A 23,011-nucleotide genomic window follows, 5' to 3' on the forward strand; every position below is an offset into this window, starting at 1 on the left:
GTGAGCAGTATCTCGATTGAGGCCGGTGACCCCGGCCTCAAATTGTTTTGGCCAACTGAGCTACCCACGCCATCGCTTCGCGCCGTCACCCGTCCAGCGGATTGCGCGCGGTCCCGCATTGCCAGCAAACCGTGAACTGCGCCTCGAGCGTCTCGCCGCATTGAGCGCAACGCCATGACGGCGAACCCGCGCTGGGTCCATGCGCGGCCACCTCGATAAGCTTGCGGGCCATCATCTCGTCGCGTTCGTCGACGAGCCACAACTCCGGCGCGCACTGATCCGCTGGAATTTCCCCAAGCGCGCCGTTCAGGTAGCGGTTGTGCAGTTCACAGGCAATGCCCGCGGTCGCCAGCACATTGATCCAATGCTGTCCGATCAGCAGATTCGGCGCGCGCATCAGTTTCATCATGAGTGTCGACCGGTGGAGTCTAAATAAGACGGGTTGATGGAGATCGGGAGATCAGGAAGGGCAGCGCGCCAGTTGCGCCAGGCAACCGACCGCCCACGCACAAAAGCATCACAAAAGCATTGCAAAAGGCTCAGCGAACGATCTGGCTCGCCTCGTGGACCAGCTGCGCATACAACGCATGCCGTGCCGGCGCAATCCGTCCATCGGCGACCGCTTCGAGAATCGCACAGCCCGGCTCCTGCAGATGATGGCAGTTGTAGAAGCGGCAGTTGGGCAGCAGCGGCCTGAACTCAGGGAACGCCCTCTCAAGCTTGCCCTCGGTCAGGTGGTGCAGACCGAATTCCTGAAACCCTGGCGAATCGATTAGCGCGCCGCCGTCCGGCAGCGGGTAAAGCCGTGTGAAAGTGGTCGTATGGCGGCCGCTGTTCAAAGCGGTGGAGATCTCGCGAGTCGCTACTTCCGCATTAGGCACCACGAGGTTGACCAGCGTGGACTTGCCCATTCCCGACTGGCCGAGCAGCAGCGTGGCGTGGCCGTGCAGATGTTCCTCGAGCGTGGCGTGTGCGGCCTCCGGCTGGGTCTTGATCGACAGTTCCACGACGGTATAGCCAAGCGCCTGGTAGCGCGCGAGCCGCTTTCGCGCGCCCGGCAACTCGGCCTCGACGTCGGTCTTGTTCAACACGATCAGCGGCTTCAGTTCGTTCGCCTCTGCCGCCACCAGGGCGCGGCCGAGCAGGTCTTCGCTGAAGTGCGGCTCGGTGGCGAGCACGATCAGCAACTGATCGAGGTTCGCCGCGAACAGTTTCGATTTGTACTGGTCCGAGCGATACAGCAGATTGCGCCGCTCGGCTATCTCGACGATCACGCCCTGATCCGCCGAAGTCGGCTCATAGATGACTCGATCGCCGACCGCTACCTCGCTGCGCTTGCCGCGTGGAAAACACTGCAGCATCGCGCCGCCGTCTTCCGGCGCCACCAGGTAGTGCCTGCCATGGGCCGCAATGACGAGGCCGCCCACCCGCGTCGTGGACGGCAGGCGCGCCGCTTTCTGGGGACGGGCGGTCATGCGTGCCGCAGCAGGCGGTCGATCCGCTGCGATGCTGGCGGATGCGAATAATAGAACGCGGTGTAGAGCGGGTCGGGGGTGAGGGTCGACGCGTTGTCCTCGTAGAGCTTGACGAGCGCGTTGACGAGATCCTGTGCGTCAGTCTGGGTGGCGGCGAACGCATCGGCTTCGAATTCGTGCTTGCGCGAACTGAGACTGCCGAGCGGCGTCACGAAGAACAGGAACACCGGCAGCGCAAGGAAGAACAGCACCAGCGCGAGCCCGCTGTTCCCACCCAGCAGCGATGGCCGCACGCCGAGCCCCTCATAGAACCAGACGCACTGCATCAGCCAGCCCAGCAGCGCGAGCATCACGAGGCTGAGCGCGAATATCACCACCATCCGCTTGATGACATGGCGGCGCTTGAAGTGACCGAGCTCATGCGCGAGCACGGCTTCGATCTCGCTGCCCGACAGGCGTGCGAGCAGCGTGTCGAAGAACACGATGCGCTTGGCCGCGCCGAAGCCCGTGAAATACGCATTGCCGTGCGCGGAACGGCGGCTGCCGTCCATCACGAACAGTCCCTTGGCGGCGAACCCGCAACGCTTCATCAGCGATTCGATCCGGCTCACCAGGGCTTCGTCCTTGAGCGGCTCGAACTTGTTGAAGAGCGGCGCGATGAACGACGGATACAGCACCAGCACGAGCAGCTGGAACACCACCCAAACGACCCAGGTCCATAGCCACCACAGGCTGCCGGCCTGGTTCATCAGCCACAACACGACAAACAGCAGCGGCAGGCCGAAGGCCGCGCCGAGCAGCAGGCCCTTGATGCGGTCGGCGAAGAAAATGCCCTTGCCCATGCGGTTAAAACCGAAGCGCTCTTCGATGACGAACTGCCGGTAGTAGTCGAACGGCAGGTCGATCACGCCGGTAATCGCAATGACCGCCGCGATCAGCGCGATCTGCCCGACGTAGCCGCGGCCAAGCCAGTCCGAAATCGCCAGATCGAGCGCCTGCACGCCGCCCAGCAGCGTGAGTCCGATCAGCACGGCCGCGCCGACGACAATCTCGATCATCGTCAGCCGCGTGCGCTCGACGGTGTAATCGGCCGCACGTTGATGCGCGGTCAGGGCGATGGTGCCCGCAAACTGGCCGGGCACCTGCCCGCGATGCGCTGCGACGAAGCGGATTTGCCGCGACGCGAGCCAGAGCTTGGTGCCGACCATCGCCACTACGGCGACGGCGAACAGAACGGTGAAGTACAGAGTAGGCATCCGGGGAATCCGTGGTATCTATGCGAGAATTATATGTTTCTTCCCGCCGGCTGGCGGGGTCACGCTAAATCGAACTGTTTCAACGGCGCACAGGGCCGTCCCAAGGGGGCGCGCGGCGCTATTCACCAGGGTTGCCTCCATGACTGACATCCTCGAATCCGCTGACGGGCCGTCGCTCGTGCGCAGCGACATGAACCTGATCTGGCTGGACATGGAAATGACCGGGCTCGAGCCCGACACCGACCGCATCATCGAGATCGCCGTCGTGGTGACCAACTCGACGCTCGACAGAGTGGTGGAAGGGCCTGTCCTCGCCATCCACCAAAGCGACGAAACGCTCGCCAGGATGGATCAGTGGAACCAGAACACACACGGCCGTTCGGGGCTGATCGACCGGGTGCGCGCTTCGAGCGTCGGCGAAGCGGAAGCCACCGAGCAGATCCGCGAATTTCTCGGCCAGTACGTCCCACCGGGCAAGTCGCCGATGTGTGGCAATTCCATCTGCCAGGACCGCCGCTTCATGGCGCGCTGGATGCCGGATCTGGAGCGCTTCTTCCATTACCGCAATCTCGACGTGAGTACGCTCAAGGAACTGTGCCGCCGCTGGCAACCGGCCATCTACAAGGGCTTCCAGAAGCGTGCAATGCATACGGCGCTGGCCGATATCCACGAATCGATCGACGAGCTCAAGTACTACCGCGAGCACTTTCTGATCCCGGCGGCGAGCGCGCCGGTGGCGGAACAGTAATCGAAGCGACAATCCGGCGCGTCGCTCACGCCTGACGCGGCGCCCGGATCGCGTTTTTCGGCCGGAAGGCTTTCACAATGGCCGCGTTGGTTTCCACGTACGGGCCGCCGATCAGGTCGATACAGTACGGCACGGCCGCAAAAATCCCCGGCACCTTCACCGCTCCTGCCTCGTCGCGCAACCCTTCCAGCGTTTCCCGGATCGATTTCGGTTGACCCGGCAGATTGACGATCAGTGCCGCGTGCGTCGGCGTTTCGCGGATCACCGCCACCTGGCGCGACAAAATGGCCGTCGGCACGAAATTCAGGCTGATCTGTCGCATCTGCTCGCCGAATCCCGGCATTTCTTTTGTGCCCACCGCCAGCGTTGCTTCCGGCGTCACATCGCGCCGCGACGGCCCGGTGCCGCCCGTGGTCAGCACCAGATCGCAACCGGCCTTGTCTACCAGCTCGATCAGCGTGGCGGAAATCGTCTGCGCATCGTCCTGGATCAGCCGGGTGACGGCCTGCCACGGCGAGCTCAGCGCCGCGCCGAGCCATTCCTGCAAGGACGGAATCCCTTTGTCTTCATAAACACCCGTGCTCGCCCGGTCGCTGATCGAAACCAGCCCGATCACGATCTCATCGGGATGATTACGCGCGATCTTCGTCATCGTCGTCGTCCGGGGCGCCGTGCCCTTCGTGCTCATCGTCCTCGGCCGCTTCCGGGCCGTCCGCATTCTTGATCCACTGGAACAGCTCGCGGAAATAGCGCGGCGGCTTGCTCTGCTGCGCTTCCTTACGGGCGTTGCGGATCAGCGTGCGGCCTTCCTGCGGGTCGGCGGCGGGGTGCTGGCGGATGAAGTCGGTCAGCGCGGTGTCGTCGGCGAGCAGCTTTTCGCGGGTGCGCTCGATCCAGTGCAGACGCGCCGTCTCGGCCTTGTTGATGCCGTTGTACGAATCCAGCGCGGTGCGCAGCGCGGCCGTCTCGTCCTCGAGCAGCGAGCGCATCACCCGGCCGACGTACTGGACCTGGCGGCGTTTGCCTTCGTGATCGGTGATGCGGCGGGCTTCGCGCACGGCGTCGTCGAGCTTTTCGGGCATCGGCATGCGCTTCAACGCATCTTTCGGCAGCGCGATCAGCGCCTCGCCCAGCTCCTGCAGCGCGTGCATTTCGCGCTTGAGCTGGGATTTGCTGGGACGGTCATACCCGTTCTCGTCGATCTCTGGCTCGGCGGCGGGTTCCATCGGTTGAATGCGGGTTTTACGTGTCATACCGTTATTGTAGCGTGCCGTGCCGTCGAATCCCGCGGTCACGCCAGTGGCGCCGCCGGTCCGCGCCTCTTGCCAGTGACGCAAGACGTCGGCGAATGCCAGGTACGCTCGCGCGGACCTTGCTATGATCGCGGGATACGTAGCGACGTACTTGAGAACACACCGGAGGGCCGCTCCCGGCCCCGACCAGGACGCAACGAAGGACGGCAACGAATATGGCAGCAGACATGGACGTCAGACAGCGCTTTTTCCCGCATACCCAGGATGAGCTGAAGGAAATCGCCTCGGACATCCTGCGTCACGCAAAGTCGCTCGGCGGCACCGACGCCGCGACTGAAATCTCCGAAGGCGACGGCCTGTCCGTCTCCGTGCGGCGTGGCGAGGTCGAGACGATCGAACACAACCGCGACAAGATGGTCGGCGTGACGGTGTTTATCGGCAACAAGCGCGGCAACGCGAGCACCTCGGACTTTTCTTCGCAGGCGTTGAAGGATACGGTTGCAGCCGCTTACAACATCGCCCGTTTCACGGCGGAAGACGACTGCGCGGGCCTCGCCGAGGCCGAACTGCTCGAAACCGCGCCGCGTGACCTCGATCTGTATCATCCGTGGAATCTCACCGCCGACGAAGCGGTCGAGATCGCCCGCCGCTCCGAAGACGCAGCGTTCGCCACTGACCCGCAGATCCGCAATTCGGAAGGCGCAAGCGTCTCGGCGCAGCACTCGCAGTTCGTGCTCGCCACCTCGCGCGGTTTCCTCGCCGGCTATCCGTATTCGCGTCATTACGTGGCGTGTGCGCCGATCGCCGGCAGCGGGCGCAACATGCAGCGCGACGACTGGTACACCTCGCAACGCAACGCGGCAGATCTGGCCGATCCGGAAGCCATCGGACGTTACGCCGCGCAGCGGGCGCTGGCGCGCATCGGTGCGCGCGGCCTCGACACCCGCAAGGTGCCGGTGCTGTTCGAAGCGCCGCTCGCGGCAGGCATCCTCGGTGCGTTCGTGCAGGCGGTGAGCGGCGGTGCGCTGTATCGCAAGACCTCGTTCCTCGTCGACAGTCTCGGCAAGCCGGTGTTCGCGCCGCACGTGCAGGTGGTCGAAGACCCGCACGTGGCCCGCGCCATGGGCAGCGCGCCGTTCGACGAAGAAGGCGTGCGTACGAAGCAGCGCTCAGTGGTGAAAGACGGCGTGGTGGAAGGCTACTTCCTGTCCACCTACTCGGCGCGCAAGCTCGGCATGAAGACCACCGGCAACGCGGGCGGCTCGCATAACCTGAAGCTGCTCAGCTCGAAGACGCGTCCCGAGGACGATTTCGAGGCCATGCTGAAGAAGCTCGGCACCGGCCTGCTGCTGACCGAGCTGATGGGGCAGGGCGTCAACTACGTGACCGGCGACTATTCGCGCGGCGCGTCGGGCTTCTGGGTCGAAAACGGCAAGATCCAGTATCCGGTGGAAGAGATCACGGTGGCGAGCACGCTGCAGGAGATGTTCCACCATATCGTCGCGATTGGCGCGGACACGCTCGTGCGCGGCACCAAGCAGACCGGCTCGGTGCTGATCGAGCGGATGACGATTGCCGGGCAGTAAGCCGGCACGCAGTCAGTAGGGCCGCCACAGACAGAAACGCCAGAGAAGACAGCTTCTCTGGCGTTTTTTTATGCCTGCCCCTCCGCGCGATTACGCCTGCGGCGGCTGCTCTCCCGCTGCCACATCCGTGCGGCGGTACGTCACGAACGCATAGTCGAATTCGTTTGGCGCGTGAGCGCGGTGCGTCTCATGGGCTACTTCTTCCCATTCCTCCGGATCGAGCGCGGCAAAATGCGCGTCGCCGTCGAAGTCGATTGAGATTTCCGTGATGATCAGCTTGTCGGCGTGGCGCAGCCCCTCTTTGTAGAGTTCGGCGCCGCCGATCAGGAACGCTTCCGGTGCCTGGTCCTGGGCCGCGAGTTTGAGCGCATCGTCGAGATTGGTGGCCGTATCGCATCCTGCGAAGCGGCGGCCCGCATCGCGCGAGACGACGATATTGCGCCTGCCGGGCAGCGGCCTGCCGATCGATTCATGGGTCTTGCGGCCCATGATGATGGGGGCGCCCATGGTCGTGCGCTTGAAGAACGCAAGATCCTCGGGCAGGCGCCAGGGTAGCTGGTTGTCGCGGCCGATCACGCCATTGCGGGCGCGAGCGACGATCAGGGTGAGCGTCGTCATCGATTGGAGAAGGGAACGTAACCGCTCCGATTCTACCTGACGCCCACGCCACCCCAGCGACAACGCCGTGCGCCGGGGCGCGGCGGCGTGCGCGGCGGACCTTCACTCGGCCGCGCGGGCGCCTTCGGCCGGCAACACCTCGTCCTCTGCACCGACCGCGTCGCGCATGCCATGCGTATCCAGCAGGCGCGACAGCGTCGCACGCGACACGCCCAGATCTACCGCCGCCTCGTTCAGACGATGCCGATGACGCAACAGCGCGGCTTCGATCGCGCGCTTCTCGGCCGATTCGCGAGCCTGCGCAAGGGTCACGCTTTCCTGCGCGGTGAAGTGGGCCAGATCCAGGTCTTCGGCCGAGATCAGCTTGTTCTCCGCCATGACGATAGCGCGGCGCACGCGATTGATCATTTCGCGCACGTTACCGGGCCAGTTGTAGGTGTACATGGCCTCGATCGCCGAGGGCGCAAAACCGCGGATCTTGCGCGCGCTGTCGGTCTTGAACTTGTGCATGATGTGATGGGCGAGGATTTCGATGTCCTTGCCGCGGGCGCGCAGCGGCGGCTCGTCGATGCGCAGCACGCACAGCCGGTGAAACAGGTCGGCGCGGAAGCGCCCGTCGCGCATCGCGGTTTCAAGGTCGATGTGAGTCGCCGAGATGATCCGCACGTCGACGGGAATCGAATCGCGGCCACCCAGCCGCTCGATCTTGCCCTCCTGCAGGAAACGCAGCAGGCTCGCCTGGCTTTCCATCGGCAGATCGCCGATTTCGTCCAGCAGCAACGTCCCGCCGTCCGCTTCTTCGACCCGTCCGATCTTGCGCTGGTTGGCGCCGGTGAAGGCGCCGCGTTCGTAGCCGAATAGTTCGGACTGCAACAGATGATGCGGAATCGCGCCGCAGTTGATGGCGATGAAAGGCGCCTTGCGGCGGCGCGAGCGTTCGTGGATGGCCAGCGCGGTGAGCTCCTTGCCGGTGCCCGATTCGCCGGAGATGAACACGCTGGCGTCGGTGTTGGCGACCTTGCGGATGGTGCGAAACAGATGCTGCATGGCTTCGCAGGTGCCAACCATTTCGTCTTCGTCGCTGGCCGGGGTGCTCTCCATCATGTCGGGATCGCACAGTGTCACCATTCCGAACGCGTGACTGACGAGGTAATCGATCGTTGCGTTGGCGACTGGCATCTTGACGTAGTCGAAACAGTAATGGCGGATCAGGCGCCGTACTTCAGGATCGGTCAGACGTTCGGAGGTGGACAGCGCAATCCAGCCGATCTGTTGCTGACGTAAGCTCGCTTCGAGGCCGCCCAGGTCGCGCGGCGCGAAGCTCGCCAGATCGACGATCCCCGCACAGACGACGTCGTGCTTGATGAGGCGGCTCACCTCGTGCGCCGAACGCGCGGCCATGACGTTCCAGCCACGGCTTCGCAGATGGGCGGTGAGCGTCTCGTCAGGCGTGCGTGCGACGTAGAGCAGGGTCCGCCCGGTCTGCGCGTAGGGGCCTTTCGGTACCGCCTGAGCCGCGGCGCAGGCGTCTCGCGGCCGTCCGATGGCAGCTTCCTTCGGCCGGCCCACAGGCAGCTCCTGTGGAAGTCCCGCGGAGATTTCCTGCGGCCGTACCGCAGCAACTTCCGTCGGCCGTGCCAGAGAAAGATGCGTGCCTGAGGGCGGTGCAACACTGGTCAGATGGGATGATTCGCGCACGATCAACCTCGTATCGTTGGCACGTCAAAAAGTGTAGGGAAAGCGCACGCCGATCACGAAATTCGGTGTGTCGGGCGTGAGCCCCACGGAGACCGAACCATTGATCGTCAGGTGCTTGTTCACTACGTGATTCAGGCCGAAAGTCAGCGCGGCAGCGGTCGTTTCGCTGCCCGGCACCTTCGAATAGGAGCCGCCAGGCGCCCTGGTCTCTGACTCCGGCTCCAATGCCATCGTGTACGACACGCTGGCCGAGTCCTTGTCCGAGAAGGCCAGCGCGGCGCCGCCGCCGAACTGCACCACGTCGCCGATCTTGACCGTCGCCGGCTCGGTCTGGCCGATGACCGAAGAGATGTCCGAGAACGAACGCGCGATGTTGTAGGTGTACGAAAGACTGCCGAACAGCACGACCGGGTCATAGGTCTTTAGGACGGACAGCCCCGCTGTGACGTTCCAGAAGCCGGTGCCGGTAGGCAGCTTGCTCGGGGCGACGAGGTTCGTGTTGTCGGCATCGACCTGCTGCAGCTTGATGCCGAACGGCGACGAACCGGTCGGCGCCTTGATGCGCAGGCTACCTACCAGGTCCGGCAGGCTGTTGGTTTCCTTAAGAAACTCGTAGTACACACCGAAGTTGACGTCGCCGATGTCACTCGAATTGGCCGACGCGTCCGAGAGCGTGCTCGCTGCACCGCCGGCGCCGCCGACGATGAAGTTGCTGTGCCGGTAGATATACGGCACGTCGAGATCGACGCTCAGCCGGTCGCTGAGGCCGTAGCGGGTGTCGAGGTCCGCCATCACCTGGTGTGATTTGGTCTCGCCCAGGTTGATGTTGCCGAGGAAGATCGCATCGAGCGCGAGGAAGCCCGAGAGTTGCAACTGGCGGCGATCGTAGTAGGTATCGCTGATGCCCCAGTCGAAGGTCAGCTTGTGGTCGAACAGCGGCGTGTGCTGCTGGCTCTGCACTACGGCGTCTTCCGATTGCGTGCGCACCGGCTCCGCGGCTTTCTGGGTCTGGCCGACCGCGCCTGTGCCATCGGTCGCAGGCGGCAGGCCGCCGCCGTTGCTGTTGCCGCTATCCGGCACCGGCGGATTGACCGGTACGCCGGTCGCGGTGCCCGTACCGCTGCCAGGTGCACTCGACTCGGGGTTGATCTGGGCGAGCGGCGGCAGCGGCGCCGGCAGCCCATCTGCGCCCGGCTGCTGGCCGGCGGCGATGCTGCCGTCGGCCGACGCACCGGCCCCCGGCAGGCCCCGGCCGCGCTGCGACATCTCGAGGTTCGTGACCTGTTGTTCGAGCGAATTGATCTGCTTCTGCTGTTCGCTGATCACCCGCATCAACGTGTTCAGCCGGTCTTCGACCGATTGGTCTGCGAGCGCCTGGGCGTGGGCGCCCTGTGAAAGTGCAAACAGCATGACCGCCGCAGGGATGGCCGCTAACATCACGCGCGGTGTCCCGGTCGTTGAGAATCTCATCATTTTGTGCTCCCCCGGTATTCTGACTGCGCGTCGCATATCTCCATGTGCTTCGCGCGGCCGTTCTGATACTTCGTTTTCCTACGTTTTTATCGGGTGGCGGCCCGTTTTTATCTCCTCACTGTGTTTTGCAGTGCTTGTAGTACGCCGAGCTGGCGGAGCATCGACGCCGACATCTGTTGCGTCTGCAAATGCAGTTGCAGCGCGTTGGCGACTTGCTGGTTATTGCCTGCAATCTTGAGTAGTTGGGAGATCATGCCGGCCTGTTGTGAAGTACCCGGCGCGATGGTTTGCGTGGCGATGCCCGCCGGCGTTTGCAGTGCGATCGACATGGCGCCGTTGCCGAACGTGACGCCGGCTTTCACGGAGCCACTCGCGTTGCTCGCGGAGGCTGAGGTCTGGTTGTTAAACGTGCCGGTAGACAGGGTGCTTGCCGGCGAGTTGAAGTCGATCACCGCCTGGTTGGCGCTGTTGTTGCCGTTGCCGGCAACCTGGGTGATCTGCGAGACGCCGTTGACCGTGACGTTTTGACCGCCCGTGGCGCTCGCGTTGGGATTGGCCCCACTGCCTGCGGAGGTGTTCGGTCCGATGACGACCGCGTTCGAGCTGACCTGGACGTTCGTCTGGTTAAGCGCGTTGGTCACGATCGAGAGTGCGCCCTGCGCGAGGGCGGTGGTGCCGTTCGGCAGATTCCACTGCGACAGCAGATTCACGACGACGCCGGAGATGACGTCGCCACCGATGCCTTTGCCGCTTTGCGAGGCGAGGACGTCGTCGTCGACAGGTTGCAGATTGACGGCGGCGGTGTCTTCAACGATAAAGGGGGCCGTCGCCTCGGCAGCCTGGGCGACGGACGCAAGACCACACGTTGCGAAACACAACGCGCAGCCGATAGTGATTAGGTTTCGTTCCATGACGAGTCAGAACAACTCTGCCTTGATCAGCCCATATTCAACAAAGGGAGTCGCTGCCGTACCGTCTTCCAGCGCACGTTCGCGCAGTTTGAGCGCGAGCGACTCGTTGCCTTGCAAGAGCGGAGAATCCTCCATAAATGGCTTGCCGACGACCGCGAATACGAGGCCGTTCCACTTCGAGACGAAGTCGCTTTCCATGACGATGCGGTTGCCCAGTGCAGGGTCGGCCACAAAGATGCGGCCATCTTCCGCGTGCTTGACGATCACGAAGTGTTCGTAGCCGTCGCTGTTCATCAGCACGATCACGGGAATCTGCAGGTGGTAAAGCGCTTCGGGAGCAACCCGGAAGCCGCGGCCACGCAGGCCGATCGTTTCGACGAACTTCTTCATGTCGAGCATCGAGAAGCCGTTTTTCACCACCACTTCTGGTTTCGAGAAAACCATCATGCGGCGGATCATTTCGGTCTCCGGAATGTCGATGCCGTAGCCGAACTTCAGCAATGTAGCGAGCGCAGCGGAGCCGCAGCTATAGTCGTAGCGCTGGGAGACGATGTGGTTGTAGCGGAGATCGCGGATCGAATGCACGTTCATGTCGAACGGCACACCCGCGGCGGCATACATGTTGAGCGCACTCTGGGCGTGACCCGGCTGTGACAGCCCAAGTCCGGCGAACAATGCCAGAAAGAGACAATGCGTTACCCTGCTCACCCCGAACATGGTCATTCCCCCTGCGGAGACAGTCGGCCAGCCCGAAGGCTGACCGTTGTCTTCCTGCGTTGATGCTCTTGTTACTAGTGCGACACGCTGGCGACTGCGAGGCCGTTGTGTTGCAGGTTGCCTACCCCCGACGCGATGTTCACGCCGATGTTGCCTGTTGCGTTGGCGAGAGCGCCGGCGCCGAGCGTGGCCGAGCCGGTGAACTGGCCGTTGACCATGGCGTCTGCGGTCTGGCAGTTCTGGTCGCTGGCGATCGCTTCGCCGCCGCTGCCCCAGTGGTTGCTGGCGCTGGTCGTCGTGGCCGAAGCTGCGAGGCTGTTGTTCTGCACGTTGCCCAGACCCGATGCCACGTTCACGCCAATGTTGCCGGTTGCATCTGCGAGCGCGCCGGCACCGACGGAGGAGACGAAGTTGAAGTCGCCTACCTTGGCCGAACCGCCCGATGCCTGCGTCGAGTAGATCTGCGCGGTGCCGAATACCGGACCCACATCCATGTTCGACAGCGCGGCGTCGTTGGACTGCGCGTTGTCGACACCGGTTGCGATGTTGACGCCGACGTTGCCGCTCGTCGTTTGCAGCGCGTTGTTGCCGATGCCAGCCGACATTTCCGTCGGTGTTTCGGTGTTGATGTGCTGGGTCACGCTGCCCGTTACCGAGATGTTGCCGGCGTTGTCGGAGTAGTTATGCGTCCAGCCATAAGCGTGGCTGCCTTCCGACACGCTGGCGGATTCCCTGCTGCCGCTGCCGCTGTAGGTCTGCGTAGCCGTGCTCATGCTGTTGGCTGCGTAGCCGCCGTAGGCGACGCCGTAGCCCGCTGCTGCGCCGGCGAAGCCGCCGCCGTAGTTGTCCGAGACGTGCGTGTTGAGCGCCGCGGCAAAGCCTGCTGCCAGTCCGCCGACGATCACGCCGCCGCCACCGCCGATACCGGCGATCAGGCCGGCTGCGAGGAAGCCGTTTGCAGAAGCATGCGTGTTCGCGTAGTTGTAGCCCTGATAACCCGCTGCGATACCCGTTGCGAAGCCGCCGCCAGCAACAAACCCGGCGCTCGACGAGGCCGTCTTCGTCTGCGTGTTGGTCTTGTTGTACTGGTAAGCGCTAGCGTTGTATGACTGGCTGGCGCCCCAGCCGCTGCCGCCGCCGCTGGCGTTGTTCCAGGTATTCGACGTGTCGATGGAGGTCGTCACGTGGCCGGAGGTGTAGCTTTGCGGCGGTGTCTTCATGTTCACGCCGGAGATGCTGACGTTCTGCGTGTTGTTGACGGTGGCGCCCGAGCTGCTGTTGACGTCGACGCGGCCGCGCAGCTGGATGAAGCCGAATTCGCCGATGTCGGTATAGATGTCGGTTGCGGTAAACAGCTCAGCCGGGTCGCAGCCGGCCGTGCATTCTGCGTAGGCCGAGCTGGCTGCCAACGTCGACAGAACAGCCGCTGCAATGAGAGTGCGCTTCATGATGACGCTCCGATAAAGGGTGTGGCTCGTTAGAAAAAGGTGCCCGCCGGGGGACGGAGCACAAAACTGTTTGAACTGACATTGCCTGTACCGGCTGCCTGGTTGATCTGGACGATTCCACTGACGTTCTTGAGCGCATCCGCACCGATGGATACCTCGCGCGCGTCGTGGTTTTGAGCAGAACCAACCGAACCGCCGTTTTTGGCGGTCGTGGCGGATAGCACCCCATCCGCTACGATCTCCCCTTCAACCGGAGCAGCACCGATCAAGGCGCTGTTCCGCTGAAGATTCCCTACACCCGCCGACTGATTCACTTCGATAAGGCCAGAGGTGTTTGAAAATGCGTTACTACCGATATCGCTGCGCGCTGCCGTCGTCTTCGCATTCGTCGACGCGCTCTGCGAGCTGCTGATCAGATTGAGCGGCACCTGTCCGCCCGTCATCACGCCCTGATTGGCTTGCGCGTTGTCGAGACCCGCGGCCTCGTTGATCGCTACGACGCCTGTGGCGCCGTTCGCCACACCGCTGCCGATCAGCGACTGCAGATCGCTCAACTGGGTCGGCACCCCTTGCGCCTGAGCGGCACAGCTGACGCAGCCGAACAGCACGAGGGCGATCGCTGGACGCAACAGGGGCTGGCGTGACGGCAACGTGTTCATGAACGGGGTGCGCGTCGCTTTCATTTCATTGCTCCCATTGCTGCGCCGAGCGGTGCAAGCGCGCCAGTGACCGTTTGTGCAATCGAGCCGCCGATTCCGCCGATGCCACCGAGGCTGGCGCCGGCTCCCACCGGGATGCCGCTGCCGGCAACCGTGCCGTTGCCGGCGAGCAGATGTTCGATCCCGTTGGAGCCGACCAGCGCCGGCATGAAGCTGCCACCGGTGACGCCGGAAGTGCCGTGCGCCCGGGTCAGATCGGTGTCGCTCACCATCGCGCCCATCGCCGAATCGAAGGCGCCGGTCGGGAACGTCTGGACCTGCACAGCGATCGGGTCGTCCGCCTTCGGCACTGGCACGAACGCATCGCGCGGCGTGACCGTGCTCTGGATGATCAGGTTGCCCGGAGCGTCCGCTACCTGCGCTGCGGCCGGAATCGCGGCGCCGGCCGCGAGGCCGCTCACCAGCACGCAGACGAGCGCGGTGCGGGAGTTGCCGGGGCGGTGCTGGCGGGTCATCTGGGTTGAGGCGTTCATGTCGGTTCCTTGCTGGCGGGGTGCGGACGCACGTCGCTCAACTAGTTGCGCTGATAGGTCGTGACGTTGCCCTGGGCCGAGCGGGCTACGTCGACGGGAATCGGCATCGGCGACGGCGGGGCGATTTCGTCCCACAGCGTCACGTGGTTGCCGCCGCTGGCGTTGCCATGCATCAGCTGTGGCGTCGCAGCCACCATCAGCATCCCGCCGAAACCGCCGCGTTGTTGCGACAACGCCTGATCGTCCAGCGCCAGATCATTGGCCGTGGTCGCGGCGGCCGGGATGCTCAGCGGGTCGCCTGCGAGATCGCTAACGGGTGCAGCGGTATTCGCGGTGTTGGCTGAGGGATCGGTCGCGGTAGTTGCTGAGGTAGCTGCGGAGGTAGTTGCCGAGGTATTGGTCGAGGCAGTTGCGGTATCTGCCGTGTCGCTCACCGCGGTATCCGGGGCCGCCACCGCTGCGGGCGTCACGCTCGCGAGGGTGACGGATCCGGTATCGGGAGAACTGGCGGTGATGGGTTCCTGTGCATTGACGCCTGGGGGCAGCGCTGTGAGTAGCAGCGCGGCGCATATTGCTGCGGGCTGCTGGAAGTGGCGCAAGTCGATGCGGAAAGCGAGTCGCATGATGTGTCTCCTTGGTGCGAGACTTTTAGCGAAACATGTGCCATGAGGCTCAACCCGTTGATGCGATTGGGTGCAGGGCAGGGCGTGCAGAGCCACCAGGCAAAAAGGAGGCAAAAATGTTTCAGCCCTGAAACGGGCGGCAGGAAATACCGATAATTCGCATTTGAGGCCCGTACCCAAAGGCTCAGGGTAGATACGTAGCCAACCAGTCTGGAAACGTTTTATTCAAAATGTTCAGACTTGTGGAATGCCCGTCCAGCCTTGCTGGGCGGTAGAGGGCGCGATTAAATTCGCATATTTGTTTTCGAAGCGGCGCGCGTATAGTAAGCTCTCGAAAACAGAGTCACATTTAAAAAAAGCCTGAAGCTGGGCCGTCTCAATCACACACGCCGCTTTTCGGGGATCAGCTGTCCGCACGGAATGGAATGGCCGTTCGGTATTTGCTACGTGCGAATCCCGAGCTGAGTCAATGTGTCTGAAACAAGTTCAGGCGCGTGCCGTCATCCTTAACGTTCGTTGACGAGAGGATCTGAATAATGGAACCCGCAACGCGGCAACTGATTTACGTTTCGCGTGACCCTAGCGCGGAATTGAATACCAGGTTTCACCAACGGGGCTGGAACGTCGAAGTCGTCGGTTCGGCGCGCGACGTGCGCCGTGCCGTTCGCGCCGGAATGGCAGCGGGCGGTTTGCTTGACCTGTCGAGTCATTTCCAGCAGCACGAGATTGCTGCGTTCGAATCGTGCCTGACGATGCCGAACGTGGGCTGGGTCGCCGCAACCATGCCCGGTCAATTGCAGGACGCAGCGCTGCGCCGGCTGGTGCGCGACTACTGTTTCGATTACGTGACGGTGCCTTATTCGGGCGACAGGATTGTCGACTCGGTAGGCCACGCCTACGGCATGATCTCGCTTGGCGAACCCGCTTCAAACGATGGCACGCCGAGCGGCACGGAAGGCGAAATGGTCGGTTCGTGCGATGCCATGCTTGCGCTGTTCCGCTCCATCCGCAAGGTCGCGATGACCGATGCTCCGGTGTTTATCTCGGGTGAATCCGGTACCGGCAAGGAACTGACGGCAGTGGCGATCCATGAGCGTTCGTCGCGCCGCGGCGCGCCGTTCGTGCCGATCAACTGCGGCGCAATTCCTCCGCATCTGCTGCAGTCCGAACTGTTCGGCTATGAGCGTGGCGCCTTTACGGGGGCCAATCAACGCAAGATCGGCCGGGTCGAAGCGGCGAACGGCGGCACCCTGTTTCTCGATGAAATCGGCGACCTGCCGCTCGAAAGCCAGGCGAGCCTGCTGCGCTTTCTGCAGGAGCGCAAGGTGGAGCGCCTCGGCGGCCATGGCGCGATCGACGTCGATGTGCGCATCATCTCGGCGACTCACGTCGATATGAACGCGGCGATGATCGAAGGACGTTTCCGCTCGGACCTGTACCACCGTCTGTGCGTACTGCAAATCGACGAACCGCCGTTGCGTGCACGTGGTAAGGATATCGAACTACTTGCGCGGCACATGCTGGACCGCTTCAAAAAGGATGCAAGCCGCCGTTTGCGCGGCTTCGCGCCCGATGCGATCGCAGCGCTGCACAACTACAGCTGGCCGGGCAATGTGCGCGAACTGATCAACCGGGTGCGGCGTGCCATCGTCATGTCGGAAGGGCGCGCGATCACGGCACGCGATCTCGAACTCGCGGAGTATGTGGAGATCGTGCCGGTGTCGCTTGCGCAGGCGCGCGAAGCGGCGGAGCGTCAGGCTATCGAACTGGCGTTGCTGCGTCACCGAGGCCGCCTTGGCGATGCGGCGCAGGAACTGGGTATCTCGCGGGTGACGCTGTACCGCCTGCTGTGCGCGCACGGGATGCGTCATATGGAAGGCGAGCCGATCGTGCCGCATGGCGAGCCGGCCTCGGTGCCGCATATCTGACCGGGCGGGACCTGAGCCGGACCTCGACGGACTTCAGCGGGACGTGAGCCGGCTTCGCTTGCTAGAATCGGGTTTTGACGTAAAAACTCCCAGGCGCCCGGCGCCGGGCCGAAGGAACCCGAATGAAACAATACCTCGACCTCGTCCGCTCGATTCTCGATACCGGCACGTGGCAGGAGAACCGCACCGGCATCCGCACCATCAGCATGCCGGGCGCGATGCTGCGCTTCGACCTCCAGCAGGGTTTCCCCGCCGTCACCACCAAAAAACTGGCGTTTAAATCGGCGATTGGCGAGCTGGTCGGGTTCCTGCGCGCTTCGCGCAGCGCCGCGGACTTTCGCGATCTCGGCTGCAAGGTGTGGGACGCGAACGCCAATCAGAATCCCCAATGGCTGGCTAATCCGTATCGTGAAGGTCCTGACGACCTGGGCGACGTCTATGGCGTGCAATGGCGCAAATGGCCCGCATACAAGGTGCTGGACGCATCGGCAAGCGAACGGATAGCGGATGCGACCGGGCGCGGCTACCGGGTCGTCACCGAGTTCGAGGAAGACGGCGGCCGCAAGGTGCTGCTGTACAAGGCAATTGACCAGTTACGGCAGTGCCTCGACACGATCATGCAGAACCCGGCCGACCGGCGCATTCTGTTTCACGGCTGGAATCCCGCCGTGCTCGAAGAAATCGCGCTGCCGGCGTGCCATTTGCTGTACCAGTTCCTGCCCAATGCGGCGCGCCGCGAAATCTCGCTGTGCCTGTACATCCGCAGTAACGATGTGGGTCTTGGCACGCCGTTCAATCTGACCGAGGGTGCAGCCCTGCTGCATCTGGTCGGACGGTTGACGGGCTATACGCCGCGCTGGTTCACGTACTTCATCGGCGACGCGCATATCTACGAAAACCAGCTCGATATGCTGCAGCGACAACTCGCGCGCGAGCCTTATGAGAGCCCGCAACTGGCGATTGACGAGCGCGTGCCGGACTATGCTGAAACCGGGGTGTACGAACCCGAGTCGCTCGAGAAGATCGAGCCGGCGGATTTCTCGCTGGTTGGTTATCGACATCACGAGCCGTTGACCGCGCCAATGGCAGTTTGATTCTCACGGCGCACTGCTTTGGCGGCGCGCTGCGGTAATAAAAAGCCCACGCAGAAATAATCCTGCGTGGGCTTTTTGTTTTGCGGCGGCGGGACCGCGGGTTTAAAGGTGATGAATAGCGTTAGTGCGTTTACTACCGAGCGTCCGATTAATTCCGCTCGCTAGTCTGGTTCAGATCCATTCCTGTCGTTAGCCCTTGCGATGCTCCTCGTGGCCGCCGTTATTGGAATGCTGCTCGGGATGCGGCTGAGGCCGCTGAGCCTGCTGCGCCGGACGCGGTTCGGGACGCGGTTGCTGTGCCTGCTGCGGGCGAGGCTCCTGGCGCGGTGCCGGTTGTGGGCGCGGTTCCTGGCGTGGCGCCTGCTGGGCCTGTTGCGGATGATATTCCTGACGCGGTTGTGCTTGCGGCTGCGGACGAGGCTCTTCGCGCGGTGCCTGCTGGGCTTGTTGCGGGTGATATTCCTGACGAGGCTGAGCTTGCGCTTGAGGCTGCGGGCGGGGCTCTTCTCGAGGAGCCTGTTGAGCCACCGGCGGATGAAATTCCGCTGCGCGCGGCTGCGGAGCCTCCTGCGGATGATTCTCTGCGGCGCGCGCCTGCTGTTGCGGCTGCGCTTGCACACCTGCCGCCGGTGCGTGCGGTTCCCGTCCGGCCGGTTCAGGCGCGCGAGCAGCCATCGCCGGATTTTCGCCCGGATGCGGCACGCCGTGCTGCTGCTCACCCTGCTGCACGGCGATGGCGCCCGGCTGCTGCCGGTTCGGCGCTTCGCCTTGCGGTGTGAACGGCTGACGGCCCGCCTCCTGCTGCGGTGCGCCGTGCGCCTGCGCCTGTTGGGCCTGCTGTGCCATCGGCGTATGCGGCTGCGTCCACGCGGGTTCGTGACGACCCTCGGCCGTGGCCTGTTGAGCCGTTACCGGGCCGCCTGCGCCGTGCTGCCCGAAGCCGTTTGGATTGACACCGGCAGCCTGCGGCGGGCGCGGCACGCCATTGTTCGGCTGCGGACGTTCATTTGCCAACTGGGCAGGCCCCCCCGGTGTACCCGGAGCGCCGGCCCGAGCCTGCTCAGGCGCGCCGTGCGGCGCTTGTCCACCGTTCGCCGGATTCGGACCGCCAGCAAACGGACGTGCGCCGTTCGCTGCAGGCTCACCCGGTCGCGGCGCGCCGCCCTCCGGGACGCGCGGCGCAGCACCCGCAGCCATCCGCGGCGAATTGGCCTGCACCACCCGGACGTTCTGCATGGCCGCCGCCGCGGCGGGTGCGCCGTGTGCCGCAGCGCCAGCAAAATGCGCCGGCACCGAAGTGCGCACGACCGGCGCGCCGGCGCCAGGCACCTGGCCGCCGCCTTGCGCGAAACGTTGCGCGAGCGTGTCGCGATAGGCGGCCGGTACGGCCGGGCTGCGCGTGGCTACCACCGGGCGTGCCGTCACAGCTGCGGGCGGCCGGTAGTTGGCGTTACGCATGCCGGAGCCGAAGCTCTGACGTACCGGCGCGATCCCCGGGCTGCCCGGGTTGATCTGCGCGTTGCGCCACTGCGCCGGATCGACCTTCTGCGCAAACCGGCCAGTCGGCTGGCCATGCACAAAGGCAGTCGCCGGCACGGCCGTGACACCGCCCGGTGCACGGTAGTTGATGTAGGTGTTGTGAATGTTGTTGATGTTCGTCACGTTATTGATGTTCGTGACGTTCACATGGTTGTAGTTGTTCACGCGGTTGTAGTAGCCGGGACTCCAGCCGCCTCCACGCGGATGCCAAGCCTCACCGGGACCGAGCGGGAACCATGCGACGCCCGCCGCGGCCACACCGCCGACCGCCAGACTCACGCCCCAGTCGAACGAACCGCCGCCCCCGCCGACGAAGCCGACCAGCGCCGGCGCATACACCGGCGGCGCATCGACGACGACCGGGCCGGGCACCCACGCCCACGAGTCGTCGACGTAGGCCCAACGGCCGTAGTGGTACGGCGCGAAGCCCCACGGCGCGTCGTCGACCCAGGTCCAGCCCCACGGCGCCTGCCAGACCCAATGGCCGTCGTGATAAGGCGCCCAGCCGGCCGGCACTGCATTTGGCGTCCACACCTCGCCGTACTGCGGGCTGCTGCGCCATGTGCCGTTGGCATCGAGATCCTCATAACCGGGCACGTCGCGCGAGACGTAGCGAGCCGACACCGAGCGGTCTTCTTCGGCATCGCGACTGGCGGCCCACTGATCGAAGCCGTCGAGCCCCGGCGCGCCGGTGTCCGCCACCTGCTGCAGCGCGGTACCGGCAAAGCGGATCTGCTGGCCGGCGGCGATCTGCACCTGACCGTTGTCGCCATACACAGTGGCGGCGCCGCCGCGCACGGTGACGGTCGTGCTGCTGCCGTCGGGCGCGACGTCGACACGGTAGTCGCCGGGAGCGGTGATGCCGAGCGCGAGATTCGGCGTATCGATCTCATACGTTGAGCCCGGCGCCAGTTCCCGCACGCGGGTCGACAGCGTGCCCTGCGCGACTTTCAGCTGCGCGTTGGAGTCGTCGAGATTGAGGATATCGAGGCTGGTCGAATCGCCGAGTCGCACCGCGGTCGAGCCGATGTGCATTTCCGCGCGTGCGTTCTGGTCGTCCCAGAGCTGGTCGCCGGTGGTGAGCGGGCGGTTGATCTGCGCGTAGGACCAGTCGGTGGCGCCGGCAGGCTCGGTCGTCACGGCACCGGAGGTATAGTTCAGGCGGGCGACGCGGCCCGGCGGATCGGTATTGCCGGTGCTCTGGGCCGCGCCAGGCGCGTTTTCGGGAGGAGGAGGGGCTTCCTGGGCGAGGACGGTCTGGGCTACGAGCGTCAAGACTGCGGCTGCTATCAGCGTATAACCGCGGGTATAAACGGTGACGCGGCGCGTTGTACGTTGTTCGGTGCTGATCGTTTTCATGTTGTCTCTCTAACGGACACTCGGTGGTTGCATCCGTGAAAGAACTTTAGCGTTGTGGCATGTTTCAAGGCGTCCGCATTTGTAAGCCTCCTTACCTGCCGTGTAACAAAAAATCCTGCCGGTCCGGTTGTACCGGAAACGGCGCCTATGACCCGACCGCACCTGGCCGGGCGGCGCTCAGTTCGTCAGGAACTCGTTGAAGTGCTGGTGACCAGCCGGTGTGATCCGAAGGATGCGCGGCCGCTCGGTGCGCTCCACCCAGCCGTGCGTCGACCAGGCATCGAGTAAGGCCGCGCCGAGTGCGCCACCGAGGTGTGGGCGCCGCTCGCTCCAGTCCGGGCAGGTGCAGGCGAAACGTCGGCGGCGGCTGCGCTGGCCGGTGACGTCGATACCCCAGCGGGCGAGTTGAGCCGCCCCCCTGGTGGTGGCGTCGAGCGTATTGCCGTGCAGGGTCAGGAGGTCGTGGCTCAGCATCCGCTCGAACAGTTGCACGGACAGTTCGCCCGCCATGTGGTCGTAGCAGGTGCGTGCGTAACGCATGTCGACGGGGACCGTGCGGGCCGGACGCGGCGTCATGCGCAGCGGTGCGCTCGCCTGTGCCACGTTGGCAAGCGCTTCGATGGAGGCGGCGATGTCGGGCGAGGCAATCCGGAAGTAGCGATGTCGCCCGCGTACCTCGACGGTCAGCAGACCGCCCTCGGTGAGGCGGGCAAGATGCGCGCTGGCGGCCGACGGCGAAAGACCGGCTACCATCGTCAATTCGCCGGCCGGGCGCGCACTGCCGTCCATCAGCGCCCATAGCATGGCGGCGCGGCCGGGATCGGCGAGCAGCGCGCCGATCCGGCTGAGGCCTGGAAAGTGATTCTGTTCGTCGGAAAGCTGGGCAGTCATGTGAATCTCCCGGTACGGCGCAGGCGAGCGTTCGCCAACGTCTTCACTATAGCGGGAGGCTGCATTCGATGTTTCGGCCTGGCGTGAAGCGTCGAATGCAGCTTGCACTCGCCAGCCTGCCGGGGCGTTTGTGCGCGGCTGCGCCGAGCCAGGCTAGAATCAAAGCCCGACTTCGAGAAAAGCGCCGTCATGAAGCTCCTGCTTGCCATCGCCGTTACCGTGCTTTTGTGCGCCGCCTGTGCGCAGGGTGGCGTGGCATCGTCGGGCGTGGGTTCGGGCAGCATCGATATGTACGGCACGATCGATGAAGGAATTTCTTATCACAAATGAAACATCGTGTCGGCGTAGAACGCCATTTTGGCGGAAATCGACTCGACTTTGTGGCGCCCGCTGACTTCCTCCTGTAACGATCAATCCGGGGAAAATGCTGCGCCGCATCTGGCAAGCAGATCCTTTTGTCTGTGGCAAAACATAGTTACCGACCCTCGCCGCGCCACACAGTCAAAATTGCGCTCGTATAATCGGCTCCTTTAGAAACATTCGTTTGCCCGGAGTCAAGATGAGCACCCCTGTTGCTGCGCCGCTGGACCGTTCGGAAACTACCTTCCGCTTTCTCGCCGAGCCCACCTCGGTCAACTTCGGCGGCAAGGTGCACGGCGGTGCACTGATGAAATGGATCGACGAAACCGCCTACGCGTGTGCCGCGGTCTGGTCCGGACGTTATTGCGTGACGGTCAGCGTCGGCAATATCCGCTTCCGCCGGCCGATTCTCGTCGGCAATCTGGTCGAACTGCGCGCGCGCGTGGTTCACACGGGGCGCACCAGCATGCACATCCACGTATCAGTGCAGGCGGGGGATCCGAAGGGCGGCGAACTGATGCAGACCACCGATTGTCTGGTCGTGATGGTGGCGGTCAACGAGAATGGCCACCCGGTTCCGGTGCCGGCCTATCTGGCGGAAAACGAGGAGCAGAAGCGTCTGGCCAAGTACGCGCTGGACGTGAAAGAGGCGCTCGATGCGATCGTCGAACTGAAGCCGGACGAAGTGGCGCAGGGCAAGATTTAAACGGCAACGAACAAAAGCGCCGTGGCGGGTGTGTGAAACCGCCCCGGGCGTTTTTGATGGGTGTAGCGGGGGGCGGGGCCGGGGGGGGGTGAGCCCCCAAACCCGGGGCACTCAAGCCCGGCACCGGGCAGGCCGC

General features: G+C 64.1%; 22 protein-coding genes. 6 read left to right on the forward strand and 16 right to left on the reverse strand.

What is annotated here, in order from left to right; translation table 11 throughout:
- Nucleotides 1-85: 85 nt before the first annotated feature.
- The 3 genes from P3T20_RS12105 to P3T20_RS12115 form a co-directional block, all read right to left on the reverse strand.
- The gene (locus P3T20_RS12105) at nt 86-406 is read right to left on the reverse strand and encodes a putative signal transducing protein (RefSeq protein ID WP_074263792.1); all 321 of its coding nucleotides are present in this window, start codon (nt 404-406) and stop codon (nt 86-88) included.
- A gap of 133 nt (nt 407-539) precedes the next feature.
- Nucleotides 540-1,475 carry a ribosome small subunit-dependent GTPase A gene (gene rsgA, locus P3T20_RS12110; RefSeq protein WP_074263793.1) on the reverse strand — a complete coding sequence of 312 codons (936 nt, stop codon included), beginning with the start codon at nt 1,473-1,475 and terminating at the stop codon, nt 540-542.
- Nucleotides 1,472-2,731, reverse strand: a complete 1,260-nt coding sequence (locus tag P3T20_RS12115) for a M48 family metallopeptidase (protein WP_074263794.1) — start codon at nt 2,729-2,731, stop codon at nt 1,472-1,474. Before P3T20_RS12115 ends, rsgA begins: the two co-directional genes overlap by 4 nt.
- Before the next feature lie 139 nt (nt 2,732-2,870).
- Here P3T20_RS12115 and orn point away from each other — a divergent pair, with 139 nt between their 5' ends.
- Nucleotides 2,871-3,479, forward strand: a complete 609-nt coding sequence (gene orn, locus P3T20_RS12120) for an oligoribonuclease (protein WP_074263795.1) — start codon at nt 2,871-2,873, stop codon at nt 3,477-3,479.
- A gap of 25 nt (nt 3,480-3,504) precedes the next feature.
- On the opposite strand, the gene mog is transcribed toward orn, so the two are convergent.
- Entirely contained in the window at nt 3,505-4,131 is a 627-nt protein-coding gene (mog, locus tag P3T20_RS12125; protein ID WP_074263796.1) for a molybdopterin adenylyltransferase, read from the reverse strand.
- The gene (yjgA, locus tag P3T20_RS12130) at nt 4,112-4,732 is read right to left on the reverse strand and encodes a ribosome biogenesis factor YjgA (protein WP_074265960.1); all 621 of its coding nucleotides are present in this window, start codon (nt 4,730-4,732) and stop codon (nt 4,112-4,114) included. The genes mog and yjgA overlap by 20 nt, the downstream gene beginning before the upstream one ends.
- Nucleotides 4,733-4,947: 215 nt before the next feature.
- On the opposite strand from yjgA, the gene pmbA reads away from it, so the two are divergent.
- Entirely contained in the window at nt 4,948-6,318 is a 1,371-nt protein-coding gene (gene pmbA, locus P3T20_RS12135) for a metalloprotease PmbA (protein WP_074263797.1), read from the forward strand.
- 90 nt (nt 6,319-6,408) lie between these two features.
- Here the strand turns inward: pmbA and P3T20_RS12140 are convergent, their stop codons facing one another.
- The 9 genes from P3T20_RS12140 to P3T20_RS12180 form a co-directional block, all read right to left on the reverse strand.
- Nucleotides 6,409-6,936, reverse strand: coding sequence for a dihydrofolate reductase (locus P3T20_RS12140; protein WP_074263798.1), 528 nt, complete (start codon nt 6,934-6,936; stop codon nt 6,409-6,411).
- 102 nt (nt 6,937-7,038) lie between these two features.
- Nucleotides 7,039-8,634, reverse strand: coding sequence for a sigma-54 dependent transcriptional regulator (locus P3T20_RS12145; RefSeq protein WP_074265961.1), 1,596 nt, complete (start codon nt 8,632-8,634; stop codon nt 7,039-7,041).
- A 24-nt stretch (nt 8,635-8,658) separates the two neighbouring features.
- Nucleotides 8,659-10,107 carry a hypothetical protein gene (locus tag P3T20_RS12150; RefSeq protein ID WP_074263799.1) on the reverse strand — a complete coding sequence of 483 codons (1,449 nt, stop codon included), beginning with the start codon at nt 10,105-10,107 and terminating at the stop codon, nt 8,659-8,661.
- A gap of 107 nt (nt 10,108-10,214) precedes the next feature.
- Nucleotides 10,215-11,018: a peptidase C39 gene (locus tag P3T20_RS12155; protein ID WP_074263800.1), complete on the reverse strand. Its 804-nt coding sequence runs from the start codon at nt 11,016-11,018 to the stop codon at nt 10,215-10,217.
- A 6-nt stretch (nt 11,019-11,024) separates the two neighbouring features.
- Nucleotides 11,025-11,639 (reverse strand): C39 family peptidase, encoded by a 615-nt coding sequence (locus P3T20_RS12160; protein WP_254368888.1) that lies wholly within the window; start codon nt 11,637-11,639, stop codon nt 11,025-11,027.
- Between the two features lie 170 nt (nt 11,640-11,809).
- Nucleotides 11,810-13,183 (reverse strand): hypothetical protein, encoded by a 1,374-nt coding sequence (locus P3T20_RS12165; protein ID WP_074263801.1) that lies wholly within the window; start codon nt 13,181-13,183, stop codon nt 11,810-11,812.
- 29 nt (nt 13,184-13,212) lie between these two features.
- A complete protein-coding gene (locus tag P3T20_RS12170; RefSeq protein WP_254368784.1) occupies nt 13,213-13,866 on the reverse strand; it encodes a hypothetical protein in 654 nt (217 codons plus the stop codon).
- Nucleotides 13,863-14,375: a hypothetical protein gene (locus P3T20_RS12175; protein WP_083611365.1), complete on the reverse strand. Its 513-nt coding sequence runs from the start codon at nt 14,373-14,375 to the stop codon at nt 13,863-13,865. The genes P3T20_RS12170 and P3T20_RS12175 overlap by 4 nt, the downstream gene beginning before the upstream one ends.
- Nucleotides 14,376-14,416: 41 nt before the next feature.
- Nucleotides 14,417-14,998, reverse strand: a complete 582-nt coding sequence (locus tag P3T20_RS12180; protein ID WP_074263802.1) for a hypothetical protein — start codon at nt 14,996-14,998, stop codon at nt 14,417-14,419.
- A gap of 536 nt (nt 14,999-15,534) precedes the next feature.
- Between P3T20_RS12180 and P3T20_RS12185 the strand changes: the two genes are divergently transcribed.
- The gene (locus tag P3T20_RS12185) at nt 15,535-16,926 is read left to right on the forward strand and encodes a sigma-54 dependent transcriptional regulator (RefSeq protein WP_074263803.1); all 1,392 of its coding nucleotides are present in this window, start codon (nt 15,535-15,537) and stop codon (nt 16,924-16,926) included.
- A gap of 122 nt (nt 16,927-17,048) precedes the next feature.
- The gene (locus P3T20_RS12190; RefSeq protein ID WP_074263804.1) at nt 17,049-18,020 is read left to right on the forward strand and encodes a thymidylate synthase; all 972 of its coding nucleotides are present in this window, start codon (nt 17,049-17,051) and stop codon (nt 18,018-18,020) included.
- Nucleotides 18,021-18,209: 189 nt separating this feature from the next.
- Here P3T20_RS12190 and P3T20_RS12195 read toward each other — a convergent pair whose 3' ends face one another.
- Complete coding sequence (locus P3T20_RS12195) at nt 18,210-20,918, reverse strand: DUF6600 domain-containing protein (RefSeq protein WP_074263805.1); 2,709 nt, start codon at nt 20,916-20,918, stop codon at nt 18,210-18,212.
- 177 nt (nt 20,919-21,095) lie between these two features.
- Nucleotides 21,096-21,809: an ArsR/SmtB family transcription factor gene (locus P3T20_RS12200; RefSeq protein WP_074265965.1), complete on the reverse strand. Its 714-nt coding sequence runs from the start codon at nt 21,807-21,809 to the stop codon at nt 21,096-21,098.
- Between the two features lie 189 nt (nt 21,810-21,998).
- Here P3T20_RS12200 and P3T20_RS12205 point away from each other — a divergent pair, with 189 nt between their 5' ends.
- Together P3T20_RS12205 and P3T20_RS12210 are read left to right on the forward strand one after the other, a co-directional pair.
- Complete coding sequence (locus P3T20_RS12205; RefSeq protein WP_429286970.1) at nt 21,999-22,139, forward strand: hypothetical protein; 141 nt, start codon at nt 21,999-22,001, stop codon at nt 22,137-22,139.
- 229 nt (nt 22,140-22,368) lie between these two features.
- Nucleotides 22,369-22,875 (forward strand): acyl-CoA thioesterase, encoded by a 507-nt coding sequence (locus P3T20_RS12210; RefSeq protein WP_074263806.1) that lies wholly within the window; start codon nt 22,369-22,371, stop codon nt 22,873-22,875.
- Nucleotides 22,876-23,011: the final 136 nt, after the last annotated feature.

Source organism: Paraburkholderia sp. GAS206C (genome assembly GCF_050435645.1).
GTDB classification, from domain to species: Bacteria; Pseudomonadota; Gammaproteobacteria; order Burkholderiales; family Burkholderiaceae; genus Paraburkholderia; species Paraburkholderia phenazinium_B.